General features: G+C 67.6%; 21 protein-coding genes. 9 read left to right on the top strand and 12 right to left on the bottom strand.

All coding sequences use genetic code 11. The annotated features are described in order from the left end of the window. Positions 1-93: 93 nt before the first annotated feature. The 3 genes from VG502_RS20085 to VG502_RS20075 all read left to right on the top strand — a co-directional run bounded on the left by VG502_RS20085 (position 94) and on the right by VG502_RS20075 (position 3,171). Positions 94-1,644, top strand: coding sequence for a glycosyltransferase 87 family protein (locus tag VG502_RS20085; RefSeq protein WP_325551995.1), 1,551 nt, complete (start codon positions 94-96; stop codon positions 1,642-1,644). Between the two features lie 79 nt (positions 1,645-1,723). Beyond that, positions 1,724-2,464, top strand: a complete 741-nt coding sequence (locus tag VG502_RS20080) for a phosphatase PAP2 family protein (protein ID WP_325551993.1) — start codon at positions 1,724-1,726, stop codon at positions 2,462-2,464. 35 nt (positions 2,465-2,499) lie between these two features. Next, positions 2,500-3,171, top strand: a complete 672-nt coding sequence (locus tag VG502_RS20075; RefSeq protein WP_325551991.1) for a response regulator transcription factor — start codon at positions 2,500-2,502, stop codon at positions 3,169-3,171. On the opposite strand, the gene VG502_RS20070 is transcribed toward VG502_RS20075, so the two are convergent. Then, complete coding sequence (locus VG502_RS20070; protein ID WP_325551990.1) at positions 3,150-4,538, bottom strand: sensor histidine kinase; 1,389 nt, start codon at positions 4,536-4,538, stop codon at positions 3,150-3,152. The genes VG502_RS20075 and VG502_RS20070 overlap by 22 nt on opposite strands. Positions 4,539-4,622: 84 nt before the next feature. Between VG502_RS20070 and VG502_RS20065 the strand changes: the two genes are divergently transcribed. Beyond that, positions 4,623-5,387, top strand: coding sequence for a COG4705 family protein (locus VG502_RS20065; RefSeq protein ID WP_325551988.1), 765 nt, complete (start codon positions 4,623-4,625; stop codon positions 5,385-5,387). 50 nt (positions 5,388-5,437) lie between these two features. Then, entirely contained in the window at positions 5,438-6,208 is a 771-nt protein-coding gene (locus VG502_RS20060; RefSeq protein ID WP_325551987.1) for a DinB family protein, read from the top strand. Here the strand turns inward: VG502_RS20060 and VG502_RS20055 are convergent. From VG502_RS20055 to VG502_RS20045, 3 genes are all read right to left on the bottom strand, one after another. Then, the gene (locus tag VG502_RS20055) at positions 6,157-7,452 is read right to left on the bottom strand and encodes an amidohydrolase (RefSeq protein ID WP_325551986.1); all 1,296 of its coding nucleotides are present in this window, start codon (positions 7,450-7,452) and stop codon (positions 6,157-6,159) included. The two genes, VG502_RS20060 and VG502_RS20055, sit on opposite strands and share 52 nt — an antisense overlap. Continuing rightward, positions 7,449-8,219: a trimeric intracellular cation channel family protein gene (locus VG502_RS20050; RefSeq protein WP_325551984.1), complete on the bottom strand. Its 771-nt coding sequence runs from the start codon at positions 8,217-8,219 to the stop codon at positions 7,449-7,451. Before VG502_RS20050 ends, VG502_RS20055 begins: the two co-directional genes overlap by 4 nt. Positions 8,220-8,289: 70 nt before the next feature. Beyond that, on the bottom strand, positions 8,290-9,390 hold the full coding sequence (locus VG502_RS20045) for an S-(hydroxymethyl)mycothiol dehydrogenase (protein ID WP_325551982.1): 1,101 nt from the start codon (positions 9,388-9,390) through the stop codon (positions 8,290-8,292). Between the two features lie 108 nt (positions 9,391-9,498). Here VG502_RS20045 and VG502_RS20040 point away from each other — a divergent pair, with 108 nt between their 5' ends. Beyond that, positions 9,499-9,894, top strand: coding sequence for a hypothetical protein (locus VG502_RS20040; RefSeq protein ID WP_325551981.1), 396 nt, complete (start codon positions 9,499-9,501; stop codon positions 9,892-9,894). Here VG502_RS20040 and VG502_RS20035 read toward each other — a convergent pair. Beyond that, entirely contained in the window at positions 9,889-10,227 is a 339-nt protein-coding gene (locus tag VG502_RS20035) for a type II toxin-antitoxin system PemK/MazF family toxin (RefSeq protein WP_325551979.1), read from the bottom strand. The two genes, VG502_RS20040 and VG502_RS20035, sit on opposite strands and share 6 nt — an antisense overlap. A gap of 294 nt (positions 10,228-10,521) precedes the next feature. Between VG502_RS20035 and VG502_RS20030 the strand changes: the two genes are divergently transcribed. Next, positions 10,522-11,388, top strand: coding sequence for a PaaX family transcriptional regulator (locus VG502_RS20030; RefSeq protein WP_325551978.1), 867 nt, complete (start codon positions 10,522-10,524; stop codon positions 11,386-11,388). Here VG502_RS20030 and VG502_RS20025 read toward each other — a convergent pair. Next, a complete protein-coding gene (locus VG502_RS20025) occupies positions 11,301-12,074 on the bottom strand; it encodes an alpha/beta hydrolase family protein (RefSeq protein ID WP_325551977.1) in 774 nt (257 codons plus the stop codon). The genes VG502_RS20030 and VG502_RS20025 overlap by 88 nt on opposite strands. Beyond that, positions 12,071-12,556: a cupin domain-containing protein gene (locus VG502_RS20020; RefSeq protein ID WP_325551976.1), complete on the bottom strand. Its 486-nt coding sequence runs from the start codon at positions 12,554-12,556 to the stop codon at positions 12,071-12,073. Before VG502_RS20020 ends, VG502_RS20025 begins: the two co-directional genes overlap by 4 nt. Positions 12,557-12,755: 199 nt before the next feature. Here VG502_RS20020 and VG502_RS20015 point away from each other — a divergent pair, with 199 nt between their 5' ends. Further along, positions 12,756-13,790, top strand: coding sequence for an MBL fold metallo-hydrolase (locus VG502_RS20015; RefSeq protein ID WP_325551974.1), 1,035 nt, complete (start codon positions 12,756-12,758; stop codon positions 13,788-13,790). Beyond that, positions 13,787-15,292: an MFS transporter gene (locus VG502_RS20010; protein WP_325551972.1), complete on the top strand. Its 1,506-nt coding sequence runs from the start codon at positions 13,787-13,789 to the stop codon at positions 15,290-15,292. The genes VG502_RS20015 and VG502_RS20010 overlap by 4 nt, the downstream gene beginning before the upstream one ends. A 159-nt stretch (positions 15,293-15,451) precedes the next feature. On the opposite strand, the gene VG502_RS20005 is transcribed toward VG502_RS20010, so the two are convergent. The 5 genes from VG502_RS20005 to VG502_RS19985 are packed head-to-tail and all read right to left on the bottom strand — an operon-like array spanning position 15,452 to position 21,701. Then, positions 15,452-16,300 carry a PaaX family transcriptional regulator gene (locus VG502_RS20005; RefSeq protein WP_325551971.1) on the bottom strand — a complete coding sequence of 283 codons (849 nt, stop codon included), beginning with the start codon at positions 16,298-16,300 and terminating at the stop codon, positions 15,452-15,454. Then, a complete protein-coding gene (locus tag VG502_RS20000; protein ID WP_325551970.1) occupies positions 16,290-16,757 on the bottom strand; it encodes an acyl-CoA thioesterase in 468 nt (155 codons plus the stop codon). The genes VG502_RS20005 and VG502_RS20000 overlap by 11 nt, the downstream gene beginning before the upstream one ends. Continuing rightward, the gene (locus VG502_RS19995; protein WP_325551969.1) at positions 16,754-19,216 is read right to left on the bottom strand and encodes an oxidoreductase; all 2,463 of its coding nucleotides are present in this window, start codon (positions 19,214-19,216) and stop codon (positions 16,754-16,756) included. The genes VG502_RS20000 and VG502_RS19995 overlap by 4 nt, the downstream gene beginning before the upstream one ends. Beyond that, positions 19,213-20,856 carry an AMP-binding protein gene (locus VG502_RS19990; RefSeq protein ID WP_325551968.1) on the bottom strand — a complete coding sequence of 548 codons (1,644 nt, stop codon included), beginning with the start codon at positions 20,854-20,856 and terminating at the stop codon, positions 19,213-19,215. The genes VG502_RS19995 and VG502_RS19990 overlap by 4 nt, the downstream gene beginning before the upstream one ends. Further along, on the bottom strand, positions 20,853-21,701 hold the full coding sequence (locus VG502_RS19985) for an acyl-CoA thioesterase (protein WP_325551967.1): 849 nt from the start codon (positions 21,699-21,701) through the stop codon (positions 20,853-20,855). The genes VG502_RS19990 and VG502_RS19985 overlap by 4 nt, the downstream gene beginning before the upstream one ends. Positions 21,702-21,799: the final 98 nt, after the last annotated feature.

Genomic DNA, 21,799 nt, shown 5'->3' with positions numbered 1-21,799 from the left:
CGCCGCTGAGGGGCTGCTGAGAGAGATCTGGACGCGACGGCGGGCCCGCCGCCGTACATCGTTCCTTCATGACCGAGGACGCACCGTGATCCCATGCAACCACCAGGTTTGGTCGTCGAGCCGGCTGCCGTCGATGTCGTCATCCCGGAGTCCGCACGTCGCGCCGGCAGGCAGCGGCGTCGACTGCGGGTCGCCGGCGCGCTCGTCTTCGCGGTCGCCCTGGTGGTGCGACTCGGCGTGATCCTGCGCAAGGGCGGCATCCACGGCATCCTCGGATATGACTGCGGTGTCTACTTCGCCGGCGCCGATGCCCTGCTGCACGGCAGGCTGCCCTATCGCGACTTCACGATGGTGCACCCGCCCGGCATCACCCTCGCGTTGACGCCCTTCGCCGCCCTCACCCACGTCATGAGCGACTGGCATGCCTTTGTGGTCGCCACGCTCGCGTTCTGTTTCATGGGCGCCGTCAACGCGGTGCTGGTCATGCTCGTGTGTCGTCGCCTCGGCATCGCGTTGCGCGGCGCAGCCCTCGCCGGGCTCTGCTACGCGGCCTGGTTCGGCTCGATCTCGGCCGAGTTCCAGGTGAAGCTCGAGCCGTTGGGCAATCTCCTTCTGCTCTGCGGGCTGCTCGCGCTGCTGCGTGACCAGCGGCGCGCGACCCGGTGGTCGACGGTGTTGGCGGGTGCCGTCGTCGGGCTGCCGATGGCAGTGAAGATCTGGTGGGCCGTGCCGGTGTTGCTGATCGTCGCCTGGCACGGCGTGTGCCGCCGCAGCGTGCGCGCCGCGGGCCAAGCCCTTCTCGGCGCCGCTGCCGGTGTGACCGCCGTCTGCCTGCCGTTCTTCCTCGCCGACCCCTCCGGGATGTGGCAGTCGGTGATCACGGGACAGCTCGGACGCGAACGCAAGGTGTCGATCGTCGACCGGCTCGCCGAGTTGAGCACGGTGCCCGAGATGCTGAAACACGTGACTGCGCGCCAGCAGCAGATGTCGGCGATCTTTTTCGTCGTATTCGTCTGTGCGACAGTCGCGTTCGCATGGAAGGGCACCCGCCGCGCACGTTTCCTGGTCGTGGTCACCATGGTCCAGCTCGGCGTGCTGCTGGCTGCACCGTCGTGGTTCCTGTACTACTGCGACTACCTGGCGGTCGGCCTGGCCGTCACGGTCGGGGCCGCCGCGGTCGCCGTACGGCGCGAGCACATGGTGCGCACTCCCGCGGTGGCGTTCACCGCCGCCCTACTCGCGGTGACCGGCGTGGTGACGGTCACCGGTCTGCGTGCGATCCTTCCGTATGGCGGGGCGGGGACCCTGACCCGCGCGGTGCGTGGCGAACGGTGCGTGATGTCCAACAGCCCGACCGTCCTGATCAGGGTCGACGCGCTCAGCCGCGGGCTCGCCGACGGCTGTCCGAACTGGATCGACTCGTCGGGCAGGCTGATGGGCCCGGACAACCCGCGTGCACTGCAGGCCGAGCACCGGACCTGGGAGGGGGTGCTGGCCCAGTACCTGCGCTCCGGTGATGCGGCGATCCTGTGGCAGCCGAAGGGCCGGCGATACCTGCCCCAGGTGCGCTCCGAACTCGCGCAGGACGGTGTCATCGCCCAGGCAGGTGGTCATGTCGTCTACCGCGGACAGGCCCACTCCTGACCACCCCGCTTTCTCAGCGTTGTCTCAGGGGGTCGGTGGCACTCTGGATCGTGACTCACCAGACCCTTTGAGAGGCCCCATGCTGCAGAGCGATCCGACGACCACCGATCGCACACCGCGCCGAGCGCCGCGTGTCGGACCGGTGCCGCACCCACTCGCCCTCGGCGCGACTGTGCTGCTCTACGCGCTCGGGATCGGTGTCGGCGTCATCGCGACCTCGCTCGGCGCTCGCCATACCGGCGAACTTCGGCTGGACCGCACGATCGCCGCGCATCGCGACACGCCGCTGGCCGATCTCGGCCGGATCATCAACGTCGTTCTCGGGCCGGCCGTCGGTCCGTTGTTGCTCCTCGTCCTGTGTCTTGTGCTCTGGCGCACCCTGGGCCGGGTCGTCGCGTTGCGCGCCGGCGCGTTGACCCTCGGCGGGTGGCTGTCCATCGAGGTCTTCAAGATGCTCTTCCACCGGCATCGACCGCCGACCTCGGTCGTGCATGCGCTCGTGGTCGAGACCCAGCCGGACAGCTTCCCCAGCGGACACACGGCTTTCACCGCCTCACTCGTGGCCGGACTCTTCCTTGCGCTGATCGGCCATCGGACGCTGCGGAAGGTCACCCTGCTGGTCGGCCTGCCGCTGGTGGTCGTCGTGGCGGGCAGCCGGCTGGTCGTCGGCGCCCACTACCTGGCGGACGTCGTCGCCGCGCCGTTGCTGGCCTGGGGCACCATCGCGATCGCGGTCGCTCTCGGCTTCGGGGAGCGTGACAGTGCGACATTCCTGCCGCAGTGGTGGCACCGACTCGTCACCCGCCGCGCCGCTCGGTGACCGCGCCGCAGCGCATGCGGTGATATGCCTGGTCCATGAGGGTTTTGGTGGTCGAGGACGAAGTGCCCCTGGCGCAGCTCCTCCAGCGGGGGTTGCGCAAGGAGGGCTACGTCGTCGAGGCCGTGCACAACGGGGTCGACGGCCTGTGGCTCGCCTCGGAAGAACCCTTCGACGTGATCGTGCTCGACATCATGCTGCCCGGCATGCACGGGTATGACGTGCTGCGACAGCTGCGCGAGCGTGAGGTGTGGGCACCGGTGCTGATGCTGACCGCCAAGGACGGCGAGTTCGACCAGGTCGACGCGCTCGACCTCGGCGCCGACGACTACCTGACCAAACCCTTCAGCTTCCCCGTGCTCGTCGCCCGCCTGCGCGCACTGACCCGTCGTACGCCGGTGTCCCGGCCCGTCACGATCCAGGCCGGTGGCCTGCAGCTGGACCCGGCCGCGGCCCGTGTCCAGCGCGGCGAGACCGAGATCGACCTGACGCCAAGGGAATTCAACCTGCTGCACTTCCTGATGCGCCGTCCTGATACGACGATCAGCAAGTCGGAGATCCTGCAACACGTCTGGGATCCGGCGTTCGACGGCGATGACAACGTGGTCGAGGTCTACGTCGGCTACCTGCGCCGCAAGATCGATCGGCCGTTCGGCACCGACACCATCACCACGGTGCGGGGTGTCGGCTACCGACTCGAAAGCTCCTGAGAATCCACGGATTTCGGCAAGGTCACCGCGAACCGTGCGCCGCCGAGCGGGGAGTCGTCGACGACGACATCGCCACCGGCGCTGCGCGCGAGCTCGCGCACGATCGCCAGTCCGAGGCCGAAGCCGCCCTCACCGCGGCTGCGGCCCTCGTCGAGGCGCACGAAGCGGTCGAAGACCCGCTCCCGCTCGTCCTTCTCGATGCCGGACCCGTCATCGTCGACGGTCAGCAGGGCGGCACCCGACGAGTCGGTCGATGTCGCCACGAGCACGTCCCGTTCGGCATGGCGTATGGCGTTGTCCACGAGATTCCGGACGACACGCTGGACCGTCGACTCCGGAGCCTGCGCTCGTGTCGGTGTCCCGGCATACCGCACCGACACCCGGTTGTCGCTGCGCCAGCGGCCGACCTCGGCCTGCGCGACGTCGTCCAGGTCGACGGCGTCGTCCGGTGCGTCGCTGCGCTGCTCGTCGAGACGGGCGAGCAACAGCAGGTCGTCGATGAGCGCACCCATCCGCTCCAGCTCGATGCGCACCGTCGGCGCGACGATCGGCCACTCCTCGGCGGGGTCCGCGGCCGCCAGGTCGGTCGCCGCCTGCAATGTCGTGAGCGGCGATCGCAGCTCGTGGCTGGCGTCCGCGACGAATCGTTGCTGTCGAGTGTGTGAGGACTCCAGCCTGTCCAGCATTCTGTTCAAAGTGACTGCCAATGCGGCGATCTCGTCGTCCTGTGCCGGCACGACGACGCGTGCGTCGAGGTGGCCGCTCTCGATCGCGTCGACGTCGGAGCGCATGCGGTCCACCGGCGCGAGCGTCCGCCCGGCGATCAGCCAGGCGAGGCCGGCGGCCAGCAGCGCCAGCAGCGGTGTGCCGAGCAACAGCAGCTTGACCACGGTGCTGACCGCCTCGTGTTCGGGCTGCTGTGGTGAGGAGACCTGCACGATGTACCGCCCCGAGGACGTCGTGACACCGCGACTGACCACCAGAGGCGTGCGTACATCGCCCGGCCGCCACCAGTAGTGCGCGTTCTGCACCTCCTTGTGGCTGGTCTTCGGGCGATCCGCGCTGAGCGGGTGGGTGATGCTGGGCGGCTGTGCGGCCAGCACCCTGCCGTGGGTGTCGAGCACGACGGCCTTGAACGGATGGTCCGTGTCGGCGAGGCGGATCGAGTGCGGGCCGTCCTCGCGCACGGTGTTCGCGACGATGTCCGCCTGCTGTTTCACCCGCGAACTCAGGCTCCCGGTGAGGGAACGCTGCTGCAGCGTCGCGAGCACGAAGATGCCGGCGAGGACCGGCACGATCACGGCAAGGGCCGTGAAGACGGCCATGCGGGGTCGCAGCCCGTTGGCGCGGGTCCTGAGCGGGGTCACCCCGCCATACTGCGCCACCCGGGTGCGGCAACGCGAGACGCCCGACTCAGCGTCTCCTCAGCGGGGCGTTGGCAGGCTGCGCTCGTGACGACAGTTTCCTCCCGCACCGACCGCGCGGCGACAGCCACCTCGTGGGTCGCGCCCGTCGGGACACTCTTCTGGATCCTCAAGCTGACGACCACCGCCTTCGGCGAGGCCGCCTCCGACGGGCTGGCGGGCATCAGCCCGGTGCTCGCGGTGCTCGTGGGGATGGTCGGGCTGGTCGCGGCATACCGCTGGCAGACGCGCACGCACGGGTTCGTCTCCGAGCGTTACTGGTCGATGGTCGCGGCCGTCGCGGTCTTCGGGACGATGCTGGCCGACGGCATACACGTGGCGCTCGGGTTGCCCTACCCCGTCACCAGCGTGCTGTATGCCGCCGCCACCGCGGCAGTCTTCATCGTCTGGCGCCGGTCGGAGGGGACCATCTCGATCCACGACATCAACAACCCGCGGCGCGAGCGCTTCTACTGGGCTGCGGTGATGTGCACGTTCGCACTGGGCACGGCTGTCGGCGACCTGACCGCGGCGACGATGGGTCTCGGATTTGGCCCATCCGTCGTGCTTTTCGCGATCCTGATCGCCATACCTGCGATCGCCTGGAAGGTCACCGGACGGCACGAGGTCGGGTTGTTCTGGTGTGCCTACGTGCTGACCCGGCCGCTCGGCGCGTCGATCGCGGACGGCGTCGCCAAGCCGCCGTCCTTCGGGCACGGTCTGGGCGTCGGCGACATACCCGTTGCGCTCGCCCTGGCCGCGCTGCTCGTCGGCCTGGTGCTGATGACGCTGGGACGACGGTCGGACGCCTGAGCGGCGTTCTTTCGACCTGGAATGTCGGGGCGCGCGAGTAGCGTCGCTCCATGGCTGAGTTCACCAGTTCTGACGACCTGCGCGGTGCGACCTTCACAGAGGTCGACCTGCGCGACGCACGCTTCGCGGGAGTCGACCTGTCCGGGGCGGTGTTGCGGGGTGTCGCCGTGGCGGACGTCGAGATCGACGGCCCGTGGCTGTTCGACGGTGATCACTTCCTGCGGGTCAACGGCGTCGACGTGCGGCCCTTCGTCGACGCCGAGCTGAACCGTCGCTTCCCAGGGCGGGAGCAGCGCGGTGCCGAGACACCGGAGGGCCTGCGCGCCGCCTGGGAGGTGTTGCAGCGCACCTGGGCGGCAACCCTCGATCGGGTGGCGGCGCTGCCCGCCGGCGCCGTTGACGAGTCGGTCGGCGGGGAGTGGTCGTTCGCGCAAACGCTGCGGCACCTGGTCATGGCGACCGACGTGTGGCTGGGGCGCGCCATACAACGCAAGGAGCAGCCCTACCACCCGGCGGGCCTGCCCAATGACGATGACGGCGGTGGCACCGCGGCATACGAGGACACCTCGGTCTTCTCGGCGACGTCGCCGTCATACGACGAGGTGTTGGGGGCGCGGGCGAGCCGGGTCGCGATGGTGGGCGACTTCCTGGCGACGGTCACGCCCGAGGTGCTCGCCGAGCAGCGCAGCAACCCGCACGCGCCGCAGTATGACGAGACGGTGCTGTCGTGCCTGCACACGATCCTCGACGAGGAGTGGGAGCACCACCGCTACGCCGTGCGCGACCTCGATGCGCTGGCGTCTGCGTCGGAGGACAAGTAGGCAAGCGCCGCCACGACGAGGGCCTGGGTGCCGACATCGAGCGTCGGCTGGACGACCGGCGCGAAGTATGGCGAGTGGTTGACCGGGATGTCCGAGGACACCCTGCCCGCCTGCTCGGCGGCGGCATACGTGTCGGGGTCGATGCCGCCGATTCCCCAGTAGGAGTAAGGCGTTCGCAGGGCTGATGGGATGTCGCTGAAGTCCTCACTCGCGCTCTGTAGCGGCAACTCTCCCGCCTTGTCGCCGAAGAAGTCCGCGAATGCGGCGGTCACGCGCTGCGTCACGGTCTCGTCGTTGACGGTGAGCGGGAACTCGTCATACAGCTCGAAATCCGGCTCCTTGGGGGACGCGGAGGCTGCGCACTCCGCGCGAACGATCCGGCGGATCGCGTCGAGCACGTGCTTGCGTGTCTCGTCGTTGTAGGTGCGGACATTGAGCTCGATCACCGCACTGTCGCCGATCACGTTGCTCTTTGAGCCGGAGTGGATGCTGCCGACGGTCAGCACCGCGGGTTCGGTCGGGGCGACCTCGCGGGCGACGATCGTCTGCAGCCGGATGACGATCATCGCCGCCAGCACGACCGGGTCGATCGCGGCCTGCGGCATGGACCCGTGCGCGCCCCGCCCGTGGACGATGACCCGCATGCTGTTCGCCGCCGACAGCACCGGTCCGACGCGGGTGCCGACGACGCCGGCCGGCATCGGCAGCACATGCTGGCCGAAGGCGACGTCGACCGCGCCGACGATGTCGCGCACATCGTCGTCGAGCATGCCGCGAGCGCCGTCGCCGACCTCCTCGGCCGGCTGGAAGAGGGCGATGAGCGTGCCGGACCACTGGTCCTTCTTCGCCGCCAACAGTGCTGCTGCGGTTGCGAGGCAGGCGACGTGCACGTCGTGTCCGCATGCGTGCATCACCGGCACGGGCTGGCCGTCCGCGTCCTTCGTGGTCACCGTGCTGGCGTAGTCGAGTCCGGTCGCCTCGTGCACCGGAAGAGCATCCATGTCCGCGCGCAGCAGGACCCGTGGACCGTCGCCGTTCTCGATGATCCCGACGACACCTGTCCCGCCGATGCCGGTCGTGACGTCATACCCGGCCGAGCGGAGGCGGTCGGCGACCTTGCCGGCTGTCTCGGTTTCCTGGTGAGAGAGCTCGGGATGCTCGTGCAGGTCGCGGTAGAAGCTCTCGAGGTCGTCGCGAGCGTCGTCGAGTCCGGCGAGAACGGTGTGCGCGGCGTCGGTGCTCATGGTTCCTCCTCATGTCCGGGTGATTCCTGGTCAACGGTGCGACGGCCGGCTGAACGTCTCCTGGCCCGCACGGCGCGCGCGATCTTCTCCCGGCGAGCGCGGTCCAGGCCCGCCTTGGCCGCGACCCGACGCGGTGTGACCGTCCACGCGTCGGCGTCCGGCAGCATCCAGCCACGCCACCGCGCGACCAGGCACAGGCCACCGCCGGTGATCGTGGAGGCGACCAATCCCATTGTGGGATGGGCGTTCTCGCTGAACACGACCAGCACTCCGCTCGCCACGATCGCACATGACGCGTAGAGGGTGTTGCCACCGAGCACCGTCGGGACGCGCCGAGTCACGATGTCGCGTATGGCGCCGCCACCGACCGCGGTGATGGTGCCGAGCAGGATCGCCGGCAGCCAGCCGATGCCGACCGACAGGCTCTTCTGGGCACCCGCCGCCGCCCACGTCCCGAGTGCGATGGCATCGATCACGGGCCACACGCGATCCCACACGGGACCGCTCACATTGGCCAGGTAGGTGATCGCGGCGCCGGCGAATGCGGTGAGCAGGTAGGCGTAGTCACGCAGCGCGACCGGCGGGCCCTGCTGCAGCAGCACGTCCCGGATGATGCCGCCACCGAGCCCCGACAGCACCGCGAAGGTCAGGAACCCGATCGGGTCCAGGCGTTCCTGGCGCGCGACGAGACCGCCGAGGATCGCGTTGGCGAACACTCCGGTCAGGTCGAGGATGCGGAACAGCTCCGACAGGCCACCTTGCTGCATCCGGTGGTCCTCCTACCTGCCGAGCGAACGGTTGCAGTCGCAACGCTATCGGTGCGACCGCAACCGGCGATCAGAACACGACCACCGACCGCAGCACGTTGCCGTCGTGCATCTTGGTGAAGGCCTGCTCCACCTCGTCGAGGTTGATCTCCTCGCTGACGAACGCGTCGAGGTCGAGCCGGCCCTGCTGGTAGAGGTCGATCAGCATCGGGAAGTCGCGGCTGGGCAGGCAGTCGCCATACCAACTGGACTTGAGGGACCCGCCGCGCCCGAAGACGTCGATGAGCGGCAGGTCGGGCAGCTTCAGATCGGGGGTGGGGACGCCGACGAGCACCAGGGTGCCGGCCAGGTCGCGGGCGTAGAAGCCCTGCTTCCAGGTCTCCGGGCGGCCGACCGCCTCGACCACGATGTCGGCGCCCTCGGCACCGGGGTAGACCTGCTCGCAGATGGCCTTGATCTGCTCGACCGGGTCGCCCTGCGAGGAGTCGATGGTGTGGGTGGCGCCGGCCTTCTTGGCAGCGTCCAGCTTGCGCGGGTCGATGTCGACCGCGATCACCGGTGAGGCGCCGGCGAGTACGGCGCCGGCGACTGCCGCGACACCGACACCACCGCAGCCGATGACGGCGACGGACCGGCCGCGCGTCGCGCCGCCGGTGTTGATCGCGGCGCCGAGCCCGGCCATCACGCCGCAGCCGAGCAAGCCCGCCGCGGCGGGGCGCGCCTTCGGGTCGACCTTGGTGCATTGGCCGGCGGCCACGAGTGTCTTCTCCGCGAACGCACCGATGCCCAGCGCCGGCGACAGCTCGGTGCCGTCCTCCAGCGTCATCTTCTGCTTCGCGTTGTGAGTGGCGAAGCAGTACTTCGGCTCGCCGCGCTTGCAGGCCCGGCACTCACCGCAGACAGCGCGCCAGTTGAGGATGACGAAGTCGCCGGGCGCCACGTCGGTCACGCCGTCGCCTACCGCCTCGACGATGCCGGAGGCCTCGTGGCCGAGCAGGAACGGGAAGTCGTCGTTGATGCCGCCCTCGCGGTAGTGCAGGTCGGTGTGGCACACCCCGCACGCCTGGATCTTGACCACTGCCTCGCCCGGGCCCGGATCGGGAATGTTGATCGTCTCGATGCTGACCGGCTCACCCTTCGCCTTCGCGACAACGGCCTTCACCTGCTGCATGTGTCCTCCTCTTAACGTTGCTGCTTTGACCTGACGCTATACCGCGGAGAATTGGTTGATCGTGAGGCCCGAAGGACGAGTCGAAGTGCGCCAGGAGAGGGAGACACCATGAGGACCGAACTGCGTCGAATCTTCGATGCGGAGTCCCGGCCGACCATCGTCTGCCTGTGCGGTTCGAGCCGGTTCTACGACGCGTTCCAGCAGGCCAACTACGAGCTGACGATGGCCGGTGAGATCGTGCTCTCCATCGGTTTCTATCCGCACGCCGCGGCCCGGCACGGGTATGGCGAGGGCGTCGCACCTGACTCGGTCGAGAAGGTCGTCCTTGACGAGTTGCACAAGCGCAAGATCGACCTGGCCGATTACGTCTACGTGCTCGATGTCGATGGGTATGTCGGTGAATCGACGACGTCGGAGATCGCGTATGCCGCCGAGCACGGCATACCTGTTCGTTACTTGTCCGAGGGGCAACAGCAGTTGGCCGGCGGCCGCGGGGTCCTATAACTGAAGGTGAATCCGGAGTGCGTCGTCCAGTTTCGTCATGACGTCGGCCGGCACTCGGCCGAGGGCGGCGCCGACTCGCTCGATGGCGATCGAGCGGACCTGCTCAGCCCGAGCTTTGGAGTCCTGGCGCAAGCCCGTTTCCGACGCGGGCAGCAAGGCTTGGAACGGAAATATCCGCTCGGTATTGCTGGTGATCGGCACGATGGTGAGCACCCCGCGGCCGAGCCGAGTCGCAACGGCATTCGCACGATCGTTGCTGACGATCACTGCAGTGCGTCGCTTGGTGGCCTCGCTGGTCGTGGCTGCCGTGTGCGCGGCTGCCCCGGCGCTCAACCCGGCCCACCTCGGCGGCGCTGATCCTCGCCGGCGACGGCCCGTCCCACGAGGCAACGATTTTCAAGACGTTGCTGTGGCACTCGATCGCGACCACTTTCGTCGTACCCGGCGTCGTGACGCTCATGGCCCTGCCGTTCGTCGTCTGAACCCAGCGTGTGCCAGTGCACGCTCCGGGCATCGGAGGTGCTCGGCGATTCGGTCGCTATCGTGGGCGGCGGCGAGCTCGGGGAGACGGCTCGAGCCCGGCCGTCCCACTCGGCCAGACGCTGTGGGATATCGAGAGGCGGTGTCGTGCAACGGACCAAGGTGCAGCGTCAGCAGTTGATCGTGACGCTCTACGGGTTGTACGGCGAGTTCTGGGGAGGCTCGTTACCCGTCTCGACGCTCGTGTCGATGCTGGGGCGACTGGGCGTCGAGGGGCCAGCAGCCCGATCGACCATCTCCCGGCTGAAGTCCAAATCGGTGCTCCTCAGCGACACGTCGAGCGGGTCGACGCGCTACATGTTGTCGGAAGACGCGTTGGGCATCTTTCGGGCGGACGACAAGCGCATCTTCGCCCCGGAACGTTCGACTCCCGATGACCCATGGGCTGTGGTGATCTTCTCCGTCCCAGAGGCGGAGCGGGCACGTCGGTACGAGCTCCGCACCGAACTGATCAGTCTTGGTTTCGGATTCGTTGCGGCCGGCGTCGCGATCGCACCCAGCACGGTGTTGCCCCAAGCGATCGCCCGGCTGGAGCAACGGTCCCTGGGCCACTACGTCGAATACTTCTCCGGGCAGTATCTGAAAGCCGGCGACATCAGAGCACGGGTCGCCGAGTGGTGGGATCTCGAACTGCTCGAGCGTCAATACTCGGAATTTCTCGCGGACTACTCCGGGCTGGCGACGAGTTGTCGTCGCGGATCACTGAAGATGGGGCCCGAAGAGGCATTCGGAAGCTACATCCAGATGCTGACCCGGTGGCGTGAGTTCCCCTATCGGGATCCCAATCTTCCGCTGGAATATCTCCCCGACGATTGGAAGGCGCCCGCGGCGAAGAAGGTGTTCCTCACGCTGCACGAGTCGCTCGCTCAGCTGTCCGAGGCTTTCGTTCGCGAACTGCTCGTCGGGAACCGGCGCTCCGAGCCGGCGTCCGCACTGTCGTCGACCGATCGGTAGACCGTGGTCCACGCCTCGGATCGTGGATCGATCAGCTGAAAGTGATCCACGCCGGGCAGGACCCGGAGCTCCACGCGGTCTCCGGCCCGCCGTGCTGCGTCGGCGTACGTCCGAGTGTGATCGAGCGGCACCCGCGTGTCTTCGGTGCCGTGAACGAGCAGCGTCGGCACGCCCACGGGAAGCTGTCGGATCGGGGAAGCCGCCGCGTATTCGGCCGGCGCCCGGTCGGCGTGCATGCCAAAGAAGCTGAATGCCGCATCCTCGCCCAAGCCTTCGCGGTCCGTGCGAACGCAATCGGTCACCGGCGCAAGCGCCACGATGTGGTCCGCGACGGTGCCGCCAAGCAGCGCAAGTTGACCTCCCACGGAATGCCCGATGGCCACCAGCGGGCCGTCATGCCTGCGGCGCCAGGACGAGGTGGCGACTCGCTCCAGCGCTGCTCGGGCGTCGTCGATCGTGGTCGGCCAGCCACCGCCGCCACCGACGCGTCGATACTCGACATTCGCCACTGCCCAGCCCCGGTCGATCAGCGAGTTCGCCAGCGGATTCATCAGGTCGGCGCCGAACTGCGGCCGCCAGTAGCCGCCATGGATGAGCACCGCGACGCCCTTCGACCCAACCGTGGGCGGGTCGAAGCAGCGTGCGTGCTGGTCCGGGTGCCGGCCGTACCAGAGCGTGATGCTCACGCGCCCGGCACACTCCCCTCCGGCAGGAAGTCGACGCCGTGCAGAGCGGACCGGCGCACGACCTCCGCGGGATCCGTCAGGTCGTGCAACTGGTCGAACAACTTCGCTAGCTCTCCGGCCGGGCTCACCCAGAACAGTGCCTTGCCGGGTGACTCGTCGCGGATGTAGTACGCGTGCGGCAGATTCATCGGCATACGCACCGTGTCGCCCGGTCCGGCAGTCGTCCACTCACCATCGAGATAGAGCGTGTACCTGCCCTCCATCACGAAGATGTGCTCGTCCTGTCGGGGGTGGATGTGCGGGGGTACGCCGGTGCCCGTCGGGTCCAGGGAGAGCCAGGCGAAACTCGTCGGACTTTCCACCTTCGACAAGTACGTGTGGCCCAGTACGTTCCACGTCTTGTTGCCAAAAGCCTTGTTGGCCAAGGTGATTCCCTTGGGAAGAGCGCCGACGACGATCTCTTCCGATGTCAGTTCCTGCATGGCAGATCCTCTCGTGTCTGACGATCGCCACAGCATGGCAGTCGCGAACTCGATATGCAATAGATCTTGCGATCGTCAAAAAAGCGACATATATTCCAACTCTCATGTGAGTCACATCACAGCCGTGGAAGACGTCGACCCGGGGTGATCCGCCCCGCCGAGCGCACCTTCGTCCGGACCCATCCCAAGGGGGCACACCATGAACGGCTCTGAGCGTCACCTCGCACGGCGCGGCCTGTCCGTGCACACCATCGGCACCGGGGGCGGTCCCATCGTCTCGAGTTCGCGGGCGGGCATCAGCACCCTGATCCGCGTCGACGGTGCCTCCTACGTGGTCGACTGCGGAATGGGAAGCGTCCGCAACTTCCGAGGGGCGTCACGGTGGGAGGACCTGCGAGCGATCTTCCTCACTCACCATCACTCCGATCACATCTACGACCTGGGTGCGTTCCTGGTCACCGGGTGGCAGGTGCCCGGAGAGTCATTCTCGGGGCCCGTCGCGGTAGTCGGGCCCGGGCGATCAGACGACCCTGGAGCAGTCAGCGAGGTATCGGCCGAAGCGCGGTCGGAACGAGGGACGACGTCGACGGTGGAAATCGTCGATGCGTTGTTGGACCAGGTCTACGCCTCTGACATCTCCATCCGGATGGCCGACGAGGGCCGCTCGGAACCACGGCACCACATCCGGGCGCGAAACATCGCCATACCGGCGGTCGGTGGTGACGATCACGATGTGGCATGGCCGCCGGACATGACACCGTTCGAGGTCTTCAGCGACGAGAACGTAACGGTCTCAGCTATTCTCGTCGATCACCGACTTTGCTCCCCGGCTTTCGGATTTCGCTTCGAGACCCGGTACGGCTCAGTGGTCATCTCGGGGGACACCGCCTATTCGGACAACTGCCGCCGGCTCGCGCGCGGAGCGGATCTCCTGCTGCACGAGGTCATCGACATCGACGCCATCCTGGCGACGTTCCCGGAAGGACCCACCCGGGAGGGCATCGCGACGCACCTGCGAGAGTCGCACACGTCATACGAACACGTCGGGCTGTTGGCCAGGGCGGCCGAGGTCGGCCGGCTGGTTCTGCACCACATCGTTCCCAACACCCCCGGCGCGGCGGACCTCGCCAAGATGACCCGCCGGGCACAGCGAGATTTCGGTGGGCCGGTAGCCATTGCGGAGGACAACGCGACATTCGTGGTCGGCTCCGCGGTCGAGGAGGCGTCGGCATGACGGTCTTCTCGCAGAGATCCCGGCCGCGCTCAGCAACCGCGCTGCGCACCACCATGACCGGCGGACGGACGTCGCATCGGGCGTGGTTCGTGGTCGGGATGCTTGTCGTATTTCAGATCATCAACTTCGCGGACAAGGCCGTCATCGGGATGGTTGCCGGCCCCGCCATGCAAGAGCTGCACCTCTCCGCCAGTCAGTTCGGCTTCATCGGCAGCTCGTTCTTCTTCCTGTTCTCGGTGTCCTCGATCGTGATCGGCTTCGTCGCCGGCAGGGTGTCCACGCAGCGAATCCTGTTGACTCTCGCGGTGATCTGGGGCGTGGTGATGTTTCCCATCCTGCTGGGGGCGGGTGCGGCGACATTGTTGGCGTCGCGCATCATGCTGGGTGCGGCCGAAGGGCCGGCCACGCCCATCTCCTTGCAGCACGCGCACGGTTGGTTCGCGCCCCGGGAGCGGGGACTTCCGAGCAACCTGGTGGCGATCGGTTCGACCCTCGGCCCGGTGGTCGCGGCCCCGGTGCTTGCGTGGGTGATTGCCGAGCCCGCTCTGGGGTGGCGTTGGGCCTTCGGTCTGCTGGGGATCGTCGCGCTCCTGTGGGGTGTCGCCTGGAGATTCATCGGCAAGGACGGTCCGTTCGGCCACGCGCAGGACAATGGCGATCGCGCGAGCGAGGCAGCGTCCGCGGAGGTTGGTCGCACCGAGCCGCCGGCCACATCGGGATCGGCGTCAGTCCGGTCGGCCGGGTCCAGCGTTGCCGGCCGGTCCGACCAGCTGGCAAAGGTGTCGATCGGACGTCTGTTCTGCTCACCGATGTTCGTCGTTGCGGTGCTGACAGGTGCCGGCTGCTTCTGGGCCATGGCCTTCCTGACGACCTGGGCACCCAAGTATCTCCAAACCGTCGTGCACACGTCGCCCGAGATGGTCGGCGTCATCTTCACCCTGCCCTGGATCGTCGGTGCCCTCACCCTCCTCGGCCTGGGCTACGTGTCGAGGCGGCTCATGCGGTCCGGCGTCACCGTCCGCTGGGCCATCGGCGCGACGTACTCGACGGCGTTGCTCTGCTCGGGCATCTGCTTCCTGGTCCTTCCCCACGTCAGTGGCTACACCGTCGTGGCCGTCCTGGCCTTCGGGAACGGACTGGCGATGATCTTTCCCATGGCGCCGTCGGCCGTTGCGTATGCCGCGAACCACCGACAGCGAGGCGCGCTGATGGCCGCCGTCACAGGACTGGCATCGATCGGCGCTGTCGTGGCGCCGTACATGGTCGGCAGGCTCATGCAGAACTCCGGGTACCGGCCGGGCGCACCGGTCGCGGGAATGGCCGCACACATCAGCCACGGCATGAACAGTGCCTTCTGGATGATCGGGATCTACCTCGTCGTCACCGGATTGGCCGGAGTGTTGCTCCTCGACCCCGACCGCACTGCCGCGAGGCTGCACGGGGCGTTGCAGGCGGCACCGGAGCCGGAGAGCGCGGTAGTCGCGCCTGAGCCGGAGGTCTGACAGTGACCCCTCTGCACGACCCCATGTGGTGGTTCTCGTCCGCCTGTGCTGTCTTCATCCTGCTCGGCTCCGTACGCAGGATCTGCGCGTGGTCTAGGTCCCATCCGATCCGGGCCATGCGCAAGGTGAACAGCGGTATGCCGCAAGGCGGCCCCGTCCTCAGTCGTGGCCGACCCAGAAGGTAGCGGCGTGTGCCAGCGCACGTTCCTCCAGCAGTTGCACCAGCTGCTCGAAGAGCGCGACCGCTTCCGGTGCGCTCCAGTCGGCGGCGAGCAGTTCGCGGGGCAGGCCCGGATCGCGGAAGGGCAGTTGGCGCCAGGCGTCGATCACGCCGAGGTAGGTGGTGAAGGCCTCCTGCGGATCGACCGTGGCGCGCGACTCCAGCTCGGTCGCCACCTTCTCGTACTGCTGGATGAAGGTGCGGTAGCTCTGGTCGATCCCGGCCAGGTCCCAGCTCTCGTAGAGCAGCGCGGTCAGGTCCTGCGTTCCCACATAGCTGCCGACGAAGACGGCTGCGTACTTGTCGAGTCCCAGCTCCGCGATCGCTTCGGCAGCAGCTGCCTGCATCCGGGCCGGCGCGAGCCACGTCGCGGTGCCGACGTTGCCGAACCCGAGATGACTCAGGTGCGTGCGCAGCTTGTAGCGCTTGCTCCGATCCGACTCGGGCACACTGAAATTGACGATGCACCAGCCGTCGGCGAGATCGGCGGGGCGCCGCGCGTGCCAGATCACCTCGTCGCCCTGCGCGAGGACCGCGACGGCCTGATCGGTCAATGAGTAACCGCGTGCCCCGTCACGGGTCTGCGCCTCCAGCCAGCCGCGCTGCTTGAGCCGGAAGACAGCGGTTCGAACGCTCGGCGCATCGACGCCGAGTTGACCCATCAGGTCGATGGTTCCGGCGATCGGCAACCACCCGCCCTGCTGCCGGACCACGGAACCCAGGAACGAAACAATCAGGGTGCGGGTACGGCGAGTGCGTTGTGTGGCAGTGGGGCGGTCAGCAGTCATCGCGAACATTCTCCACAGTCCCCGATGCGTTCGAATCCGCGCCCAACGCACGCAGCCACTCGGCGGGCCACGGTGTGGCTCGGGCGGCGCCTCCGGCGTGAGCGCCGGCGACATGCACGGTGGTGTAGCGACCGCGGGCGGCACGGACCCGCCCGCGCCCGTCGAACGGTGCACCCCAGAGCTCGAACTGGAACGTCATCGACGACGTGCCGATCCGGGAGATCTCGACGATCGCCGTCACGTCCTGCCCGAAGAACAGTGGTGCCTCATAATCGACCTCATAGCGGACCCGCGGCACGGACGGGAAGTAACCGGACAATCCGTGCGCCGCGACGAGCTCGGCCTCCGCGGCTTCCACGAAGCGAATCACGTTGCTGTTGTGGTAGATCCCCGCCGCATCGGTATCGATCCACTGGATCCGCGTCTGGTGCTCGGCCCGGATCCCGCTCGAGGTCATACCGTCACCGCTGCCGGCCTCCACCGCAGGTGCACGTCCTCGGTCTCGCCGTCGCGCAGCAACTGCAGGCGTGGCGGGATCTTGTCGGTGCGCGAGGTCGGCGGCCGGCGGCTGCCGGCGGCGAACTGGTCCGGCCAGGGTGCGGCCGGCCCGGCATACTCCTGCTCCGCCGCGGCGTGCAGGGTCCACTGCGGGTCGTAGAGGTGCGGCCGGCCCAGGGCGCACAGGTCCGCGCGCCCTGCCAGCAGGATCGAGTTGACGTCGTCGTAGCTCGAAATGGCGCCGACCGCAATGACTTTCACGTCCGTGCCGGCAGCCACCTCGTGACGGATCTTGTCCGCGAATGGCGTCTGGTAGGACCGGCCGAACGCAGGCTTCTCGTCCCTGCTGATCTGTCCGGACGACACGTCGATGGCTGCGGCTCCGTGCGCCACGAAGGCCCGGGCGATCTCGACCGCGTCGTCCTCGGTGTTGCCGTCCGGCAGCCAGTCCGTGGCCGAGATGCGCACGGTCACGGGTATGGCGGCAGGCACCGCCGCCCGGACGGCGTCGAAGACCTCCAGCGGATACCGCAGCCGGTTCGTCATCGACCCGCCGAGTTCGTCGGTGCGCTGATTGGAAATCGGTGACAAGAAAGAGCTGAGCAGGTAGCCGTGCGCCGCGTGCACCTCGACCAGGTCGAAGCCGGCATCGACCGCACGTCTCGCAGCGGCGACGAATTCGTCTCGTATCCGGTCGAGTTCGGCTCGCGTCGCCTCACGTGGGACGTGGCAGTCGGCGCCATACGGCAGTGCCGACGGTCCGACGACGTCCCAGTTGCCCTCGTCCAGTGGCTCGTCGATGCCCTCCCACATGAGCTTGGTCGAGCCCTTGCGTCCGGAGTGCCCGATCTGCGCACCGATCTTCGCGGTCGACCTCTCGTGCACGAAGTCGGTGACGTGCCGCCACGCGTCGCGCTGCTCGTCGGTCCACAGCCCGGTGCAGCCGGGCGTGATTCGGCCCTCGGGAGACGTGCAGATCATCTCGGTCATCACCAGCCCGGCGCCGCCGAGCGCCTTCGAGCCCAGGTGCACCAGGTGGAAGTCGTTCGCAAGCCCGTCGGTCGCTGAGTACATGTCCATCGAGGAGACGATGACGCGGTTGCGCAGTTGCAGGTCACCGATCGCCACTGGCTGGAACATCGCGGGTGTGACGTCGGAATTGCCTGCGTGGCGCGCGAATTCGGCCTCCATCCGGTCGGCGAAGTCGTGGTCGCGCTCCTTGAGGTTGTCGAAGGTGATGCGGCGGGACCGGGTCAGCAGGTTGAAGACGAACTGCGCCGGCTCTTGATCGGCATACATGCCGATGTTCTCGAACCACTCCAGCGACGCCTGCGCGGCGCGCTGCGTCGACTCGACCACCGGCTTGCGCTCCTCCTGGTATGCCGCCAGCGCTTCCTCGATGCCGGCGTGCTCGTGCAGGCACGCGGTGAGCGCTAGCGCATCCTCCATCGCCAGCTTGGTGCCGGAACCGATCGAGAAGTGCGCCGTGTGCGCGGCATCACCGAGGAGCACCACATTGCCGTCGTGCCACGAATCGTTGCGAACGGTGGTGAAATTCAGCCATTTGGAGTTGTTGGTCAGGATCCGGTGACCCTGCAACTCGTCGGCGAAGATCTCGCCGATGCGGGACACGGCGTAGTCGTCGGAGACACCCGGCGGAAGGTCGTCGTGCTCGGTGCGGTCGAAACCCGCACGGCGCCATACTTCCTCGTGCATCTCGACGATGAAGGTCGACCCGCCGTCGGAGAACGGGTAGCCATGGATCTGCATGGTGCCCCACTCGGTCTGCTTGACGAAGAACTGGAACGCTTCGAAGACCAGGTCGGTGCCGAACCAGATGTACTTGTTGTGCCGACGGTCCAGATTCGGCTTGAACACGTCGGCGTACTTGGTGCGGATGGCGGAGTTGAGCCCGTCCGCCGCGACCACCAGGTCGTGGTCACGGCGCAACGCGTCGACGTCGGGAGCCGGCGTGCAGTAGTGCACCGTGACCCCGAGGTCGGCGACCCGCCGCTGCAGGATCTGCAGCAGCTCCTTGCGCGACATCGCCGCGAATCCCTGGCCACCGACAGTGAAGCTTGCTCTGCGTCGGCGGTTGCGGTCGCGAGCTCCCTGCAACGCCAACGCATCCCAAGCTTCCTGCGGTTGTTTTGAATGAACTTCGGTGAATTCGTACCCGTCGAAGGTCACGTCGATGTCGGTCCAGCGAGCGAAACGCTCCTCCATCGCGTCGTGCACGACCGGGTCGGCACCTTCGATGCTGCCGAGTGTCTCGTCGGAGAAGACCACACCGAAACCGAACGTGTCGTCGGGCGCATTGCGCTCCCAGACCGTGATCTCGTGACCGGCGTCGAGGTCCTTCATCAAGGTGGCGAGGTAGAGGCCACCCGGGCCCCCACCGACGATGGCGATCTTCATCGGACTGCCTCCTGATTGACGATGTCGCGCAGCCGGAAGTGCTGCAGCTTGCCGCTGGCGTTGCGCGGCAGGGAGTCGACGAACCGCACTTCGCGCGGGTACTTGTAGGGCGCGATATGGCCCTTGACGAAGTCCTGGATCTCCTTGACCTTGGCCGCATTCGAGGGTGTGCCCTCGCGCAGCACCACGAACGCGCAGACGATCGAGCCGCGCTCGGTGTCCGGCTTGGCGACGACCGCGGACTCGACGACGTCTGGGTGCTCCTCGAGTGCGGCCTCGACCTCCGGCCCGCCGATGTTGTAGCCCGAGGACACGATCATGTTGTCGGTGCGCGCTTCGTACCAGAAGTAGCCGTCTTCGTCACGACTGAAGGTGTCACCCGTGAGGTTCCAGCCGTTGACGACGTAGCTGCGCTGCCGATCATCGGCGAGGTAGCGGCACCCCACCGGGCCGATGACTGCGAGTCGTCCGGCGACGCCGGGACCCACCTCGTTGCCGTCCGCATCCAGGATGGTGGCCCGGTAGCCGGGCACCGGTTTGCCCGTGGAGCCCTCGCGGATGTCGTCGCCCGCGGCGGTGATGAAGATGTGCAGCATCTCGGTCGCGCCGATGCCGTCGATGATCTTCAGCCCGAGCTGTTCATGCATCTCGTGCCAGGTCTCGAGCTGGATGTGCTCACCGGCGCTGACCGCCTTGCGCAGAGTCTTCAGCTTCGTGGCATTGCCGGACTTCAGGATCTGCTTGTATGCCGTGGGCGCCGTCGCCAGTGCCGTGATCCCATATGTCTCAACCATTTCCGCGAGTTGGGCGGGCGTCGCGCTCTCGGTGAGGAACGCGCAGGCACCGGCTCGCAGCGGGAAGACGACGAGCATCCCGAGGCCGAAGGTGAACGCGAACGGCGCGGTGCACGCAACCAGATCGTCCGGCTCGAGCCGCAGCGTGGTCCGGCCGAAGGTGTTGTCGATGGACAGGATGTCGCGGTGGAAGTGCGTGGTGATCTTCGGGACGCCGGTGCTGCCGGAGGTCGGCCCGAAGAGCGCGACGTCGTCGGCTGCGGTGTCGACGGCGGTGAAGTCGGTCGGCTGGTCGGCGATGACGCGCGTGAGATCGTCGGCCGCGTCCCCGCCATACAGGACGACCTTGAGGTCGGGGGCGACGGTGTCGCGCACCTCGTGGATGGCATCGGCGAAGCGATGATCGACCAATGCGATGGCGGGACAGGTCTTTTCGACGATCGGCGCGACCTCGCGGGCACGCAGCGCGGACATGGTGGTGACCACGATGCCGCCGGCCTTCAGGACGGCCAGCCAGGCTGCGAACGTCCAGGGATTGTTGGGCGAGCGCAACAGCACCCGGTTTCCGGTGACCAGCCCGAGCTCGTCGGTCAGGTAGCGGGCGATCTGATTGACGCGCTGCTGCAATTCGCCATACGTCCACACGGCACCGTCCGGAGTCTTGATCGCCGGGCGATCCGCTCCGAATTTTTCCGTTGGTATGTCGAGAAGTTCGACCGCGGCGTTGAGCCGCGCTGGGTAATGCAGGAGGTCGGTGGTGAACTCCAGAGTCGGCCACTGGTCCTCGGGTGGGAGGTGGTCGCGGGCAAAGGTGTCCTGATAGCCCGAGCGTTCAAGGGATGTCATCGTGCGGCTCCAGAGGTGGTGCGGATCATGCCCTCCTGGACGACCGTCGCCAGGTGGGTTCCGTCAGTGGTGAAGAAGCGCCCGAGGTTGAGACCGCGGCCGTCGCCGGCGGAGACCGCTTCCTGGGCGTAGAGCAGCCAGCCGTCGATCGGTGCGCTGCGGTGGAACCACATCGAGTGGTCCAGACTGGCGGTGACGAGGCCCTCGTCCGCCCAGGCGAGGCCGAGCGCGCGCAGCGTCGGCTCCAGGATCGTGTAGTCGCACACGTAGCTCAGCGCCGCAGTGTCCCGCTGCCAGTCGTCCAGCCCCGGGACGTCACGGAGGCTGTCGAACGGTCGGACCCAGACGGCCTGGTGCGGGACCTGCTCGCCCTCGACGGTGAGGTAGACGGGGCCGGGAACATGGCGCATGTCGAAGCTGCGGCCGTGCGCCCAATAGTCCTGCGAGGTGTCGGTCATCGTGCCGCCGGAGCGCCCGGCGAGGTAGTCGGCCGAGCTGGGCAGGCTCTCCGGATCGGCAATGTTCACAGGCATGTCCGACTGCAGCTCACCGCCGGGTCCGCCTGCCGCGAAGTTCGCCATACAGACGAAGATCGGCTTGCCGCCCTGGTAACCGCGTACCTGACGAGTGCTGTAACCCCGGCCGTCACGCAGGAGCTCCACCTCGTAGCGAACCTCGGCGCCGATCTCGGCCGGACGCATGAAGTAGGAGTGCGTCGAATGCAGGTGCTTGCCCTCGACCGTGCGCATGGCCGCGACGACCGCTTGGGCCACGAGGTCCCCGCCATACGCCTTGGGCCACGGGCACGGCTGGGTGACCGCCGTGAACGCGCGGTCGAAGTGCACCGGCTCGGTCTCGGTGAGGGTGACCGCGTCGGTGAAGATCGAAGAGTTCTCGTACCGGTTCGAGGATCGGGGTCCCCGCGAAGTATCGGGGGAGCGAA

The organism is Flexivirga sp. (genome assembly GCF_035551235.1).
Taxonomy (GTDB): Bacteria; Actinomycetota; Actinomycetes; order Actinomycetales; family Dermatophilaceae; genus Flexivirga.
The sequence above is the reverse complement of the archived record's forward strand: the minus strand, read 5'-3'. Positions and strand labels throughout refer to the sequence as shown.

Excerpts from the sequence above, each read along its gene's own strand:
- VG502_RS20085 (WP_325551995.1), top strand. The coding sequence starts at position 94 with ATGCAACCACCAGGTTTGGTCGTCGAGCCGGCTGCCGTCGATGTCGTC.
- VG502_RS20080 (WP_325551993.1), top strand. The coding sequence starts at position 1,724 with ATGCTGCAGAGCGATCCGACGACCACCGATCGCACACCGCGCCGAGCG.
- VG502_RS20075 (WP_325551991.1), top strand. The coding sequence starts at position 2,500 with ATGAGGGTTTTGGTGGTCGAGGACGAAGTGCCCCTGGCGCAGCTCCTC.
- VG502_RS20060 (WP_325551987.1), top strand. The coding sequence starts at position 5,438 with ATGGCTGAGTTCACCAGTTCTGACGACCTGCGCGGTGCGACCTTCACA.
- VG502_RS20055 (WP_325551986.1), bottom strand. The coding sequence starts at position 7,452 with ATGAGCACCGACGCCGCGCACACCGTTCTCGCCGGACTCGACGACGCT.
- VG502_RS20050 (WP_325551984.1), bottom strand. The coding sequence starts at position 8,219 with ATGCAGCAAGGTGGCCTGTCGGAGCTGTTCCGCATCCTCGACCTGACC.
- VG502_RS20045 (WP_325551982.1), bottom strand. The coding sequence starts at position 9,390 with ATGCAGCAGGTGAAGGCCGTTGTCGCGAAGGCGAAGGGTGAGCCGGTC.
- VG502_RS20040 (WP_325551981.1), top strand. The coding sequence starts at position 9,499 with ATGAGGACCGAACTGCGTCGAATCTTCGATGCGGAGTCCCGGCCGACC.
- VG502_RS20020 (WP_325551976.1), bottom strand. The coding sequence starts at position 12,556 with ATGCAGGAACTGACATCGGAAGAGATCGTCGTCGGCGCTCTTCCCAAG.
- VG502_RS20015 (WP_325551974.1), top strand. The coding sequence starts at position 12,756 with ATGAACGGCTCTGAGCGTCACCTCGCACGGCGCGGCCTGTCCGTGCAC.
- VG502_RS20010 (WP_325551972.1), top strand. The coding sequence starts at position 13,787 with ATGACGGTCTTCTCGCAGAGATCCCGGCCGCGCTCAGCAACCGCGCTG.
- VG502_RS20005 (WP_325551971.1), bottom strand. The coding sequence starts at position 16,300 with ATGACTGCTGACCGCCCCACTGCCACACAACGCACTCGCCGTACCCGC.
- VG502_RS20000 (WP_325551970.1), bottom strand. The coding sequence starts at position 16,757 with ATGACCTCGAGCGGGATCCGGGCCGAGCACCAGACGCGGATCCAGTGG.
- VG502_RS19995 (WP_325551969.1), bottom strand. The coding sequence starts at position 19,216 with ATGAAGATCGCCATCGTCGGTGGGGGCCCGGGTGGCCTCTACCTCGCC.
- VG502_RS19990 (WP_325551968.1), bottom strand. The coding sequence starts at position 20,856 with ATGACATCCCTTGAACGCTCGGGCTATCAGGACACCTTTGCCCGCGAC.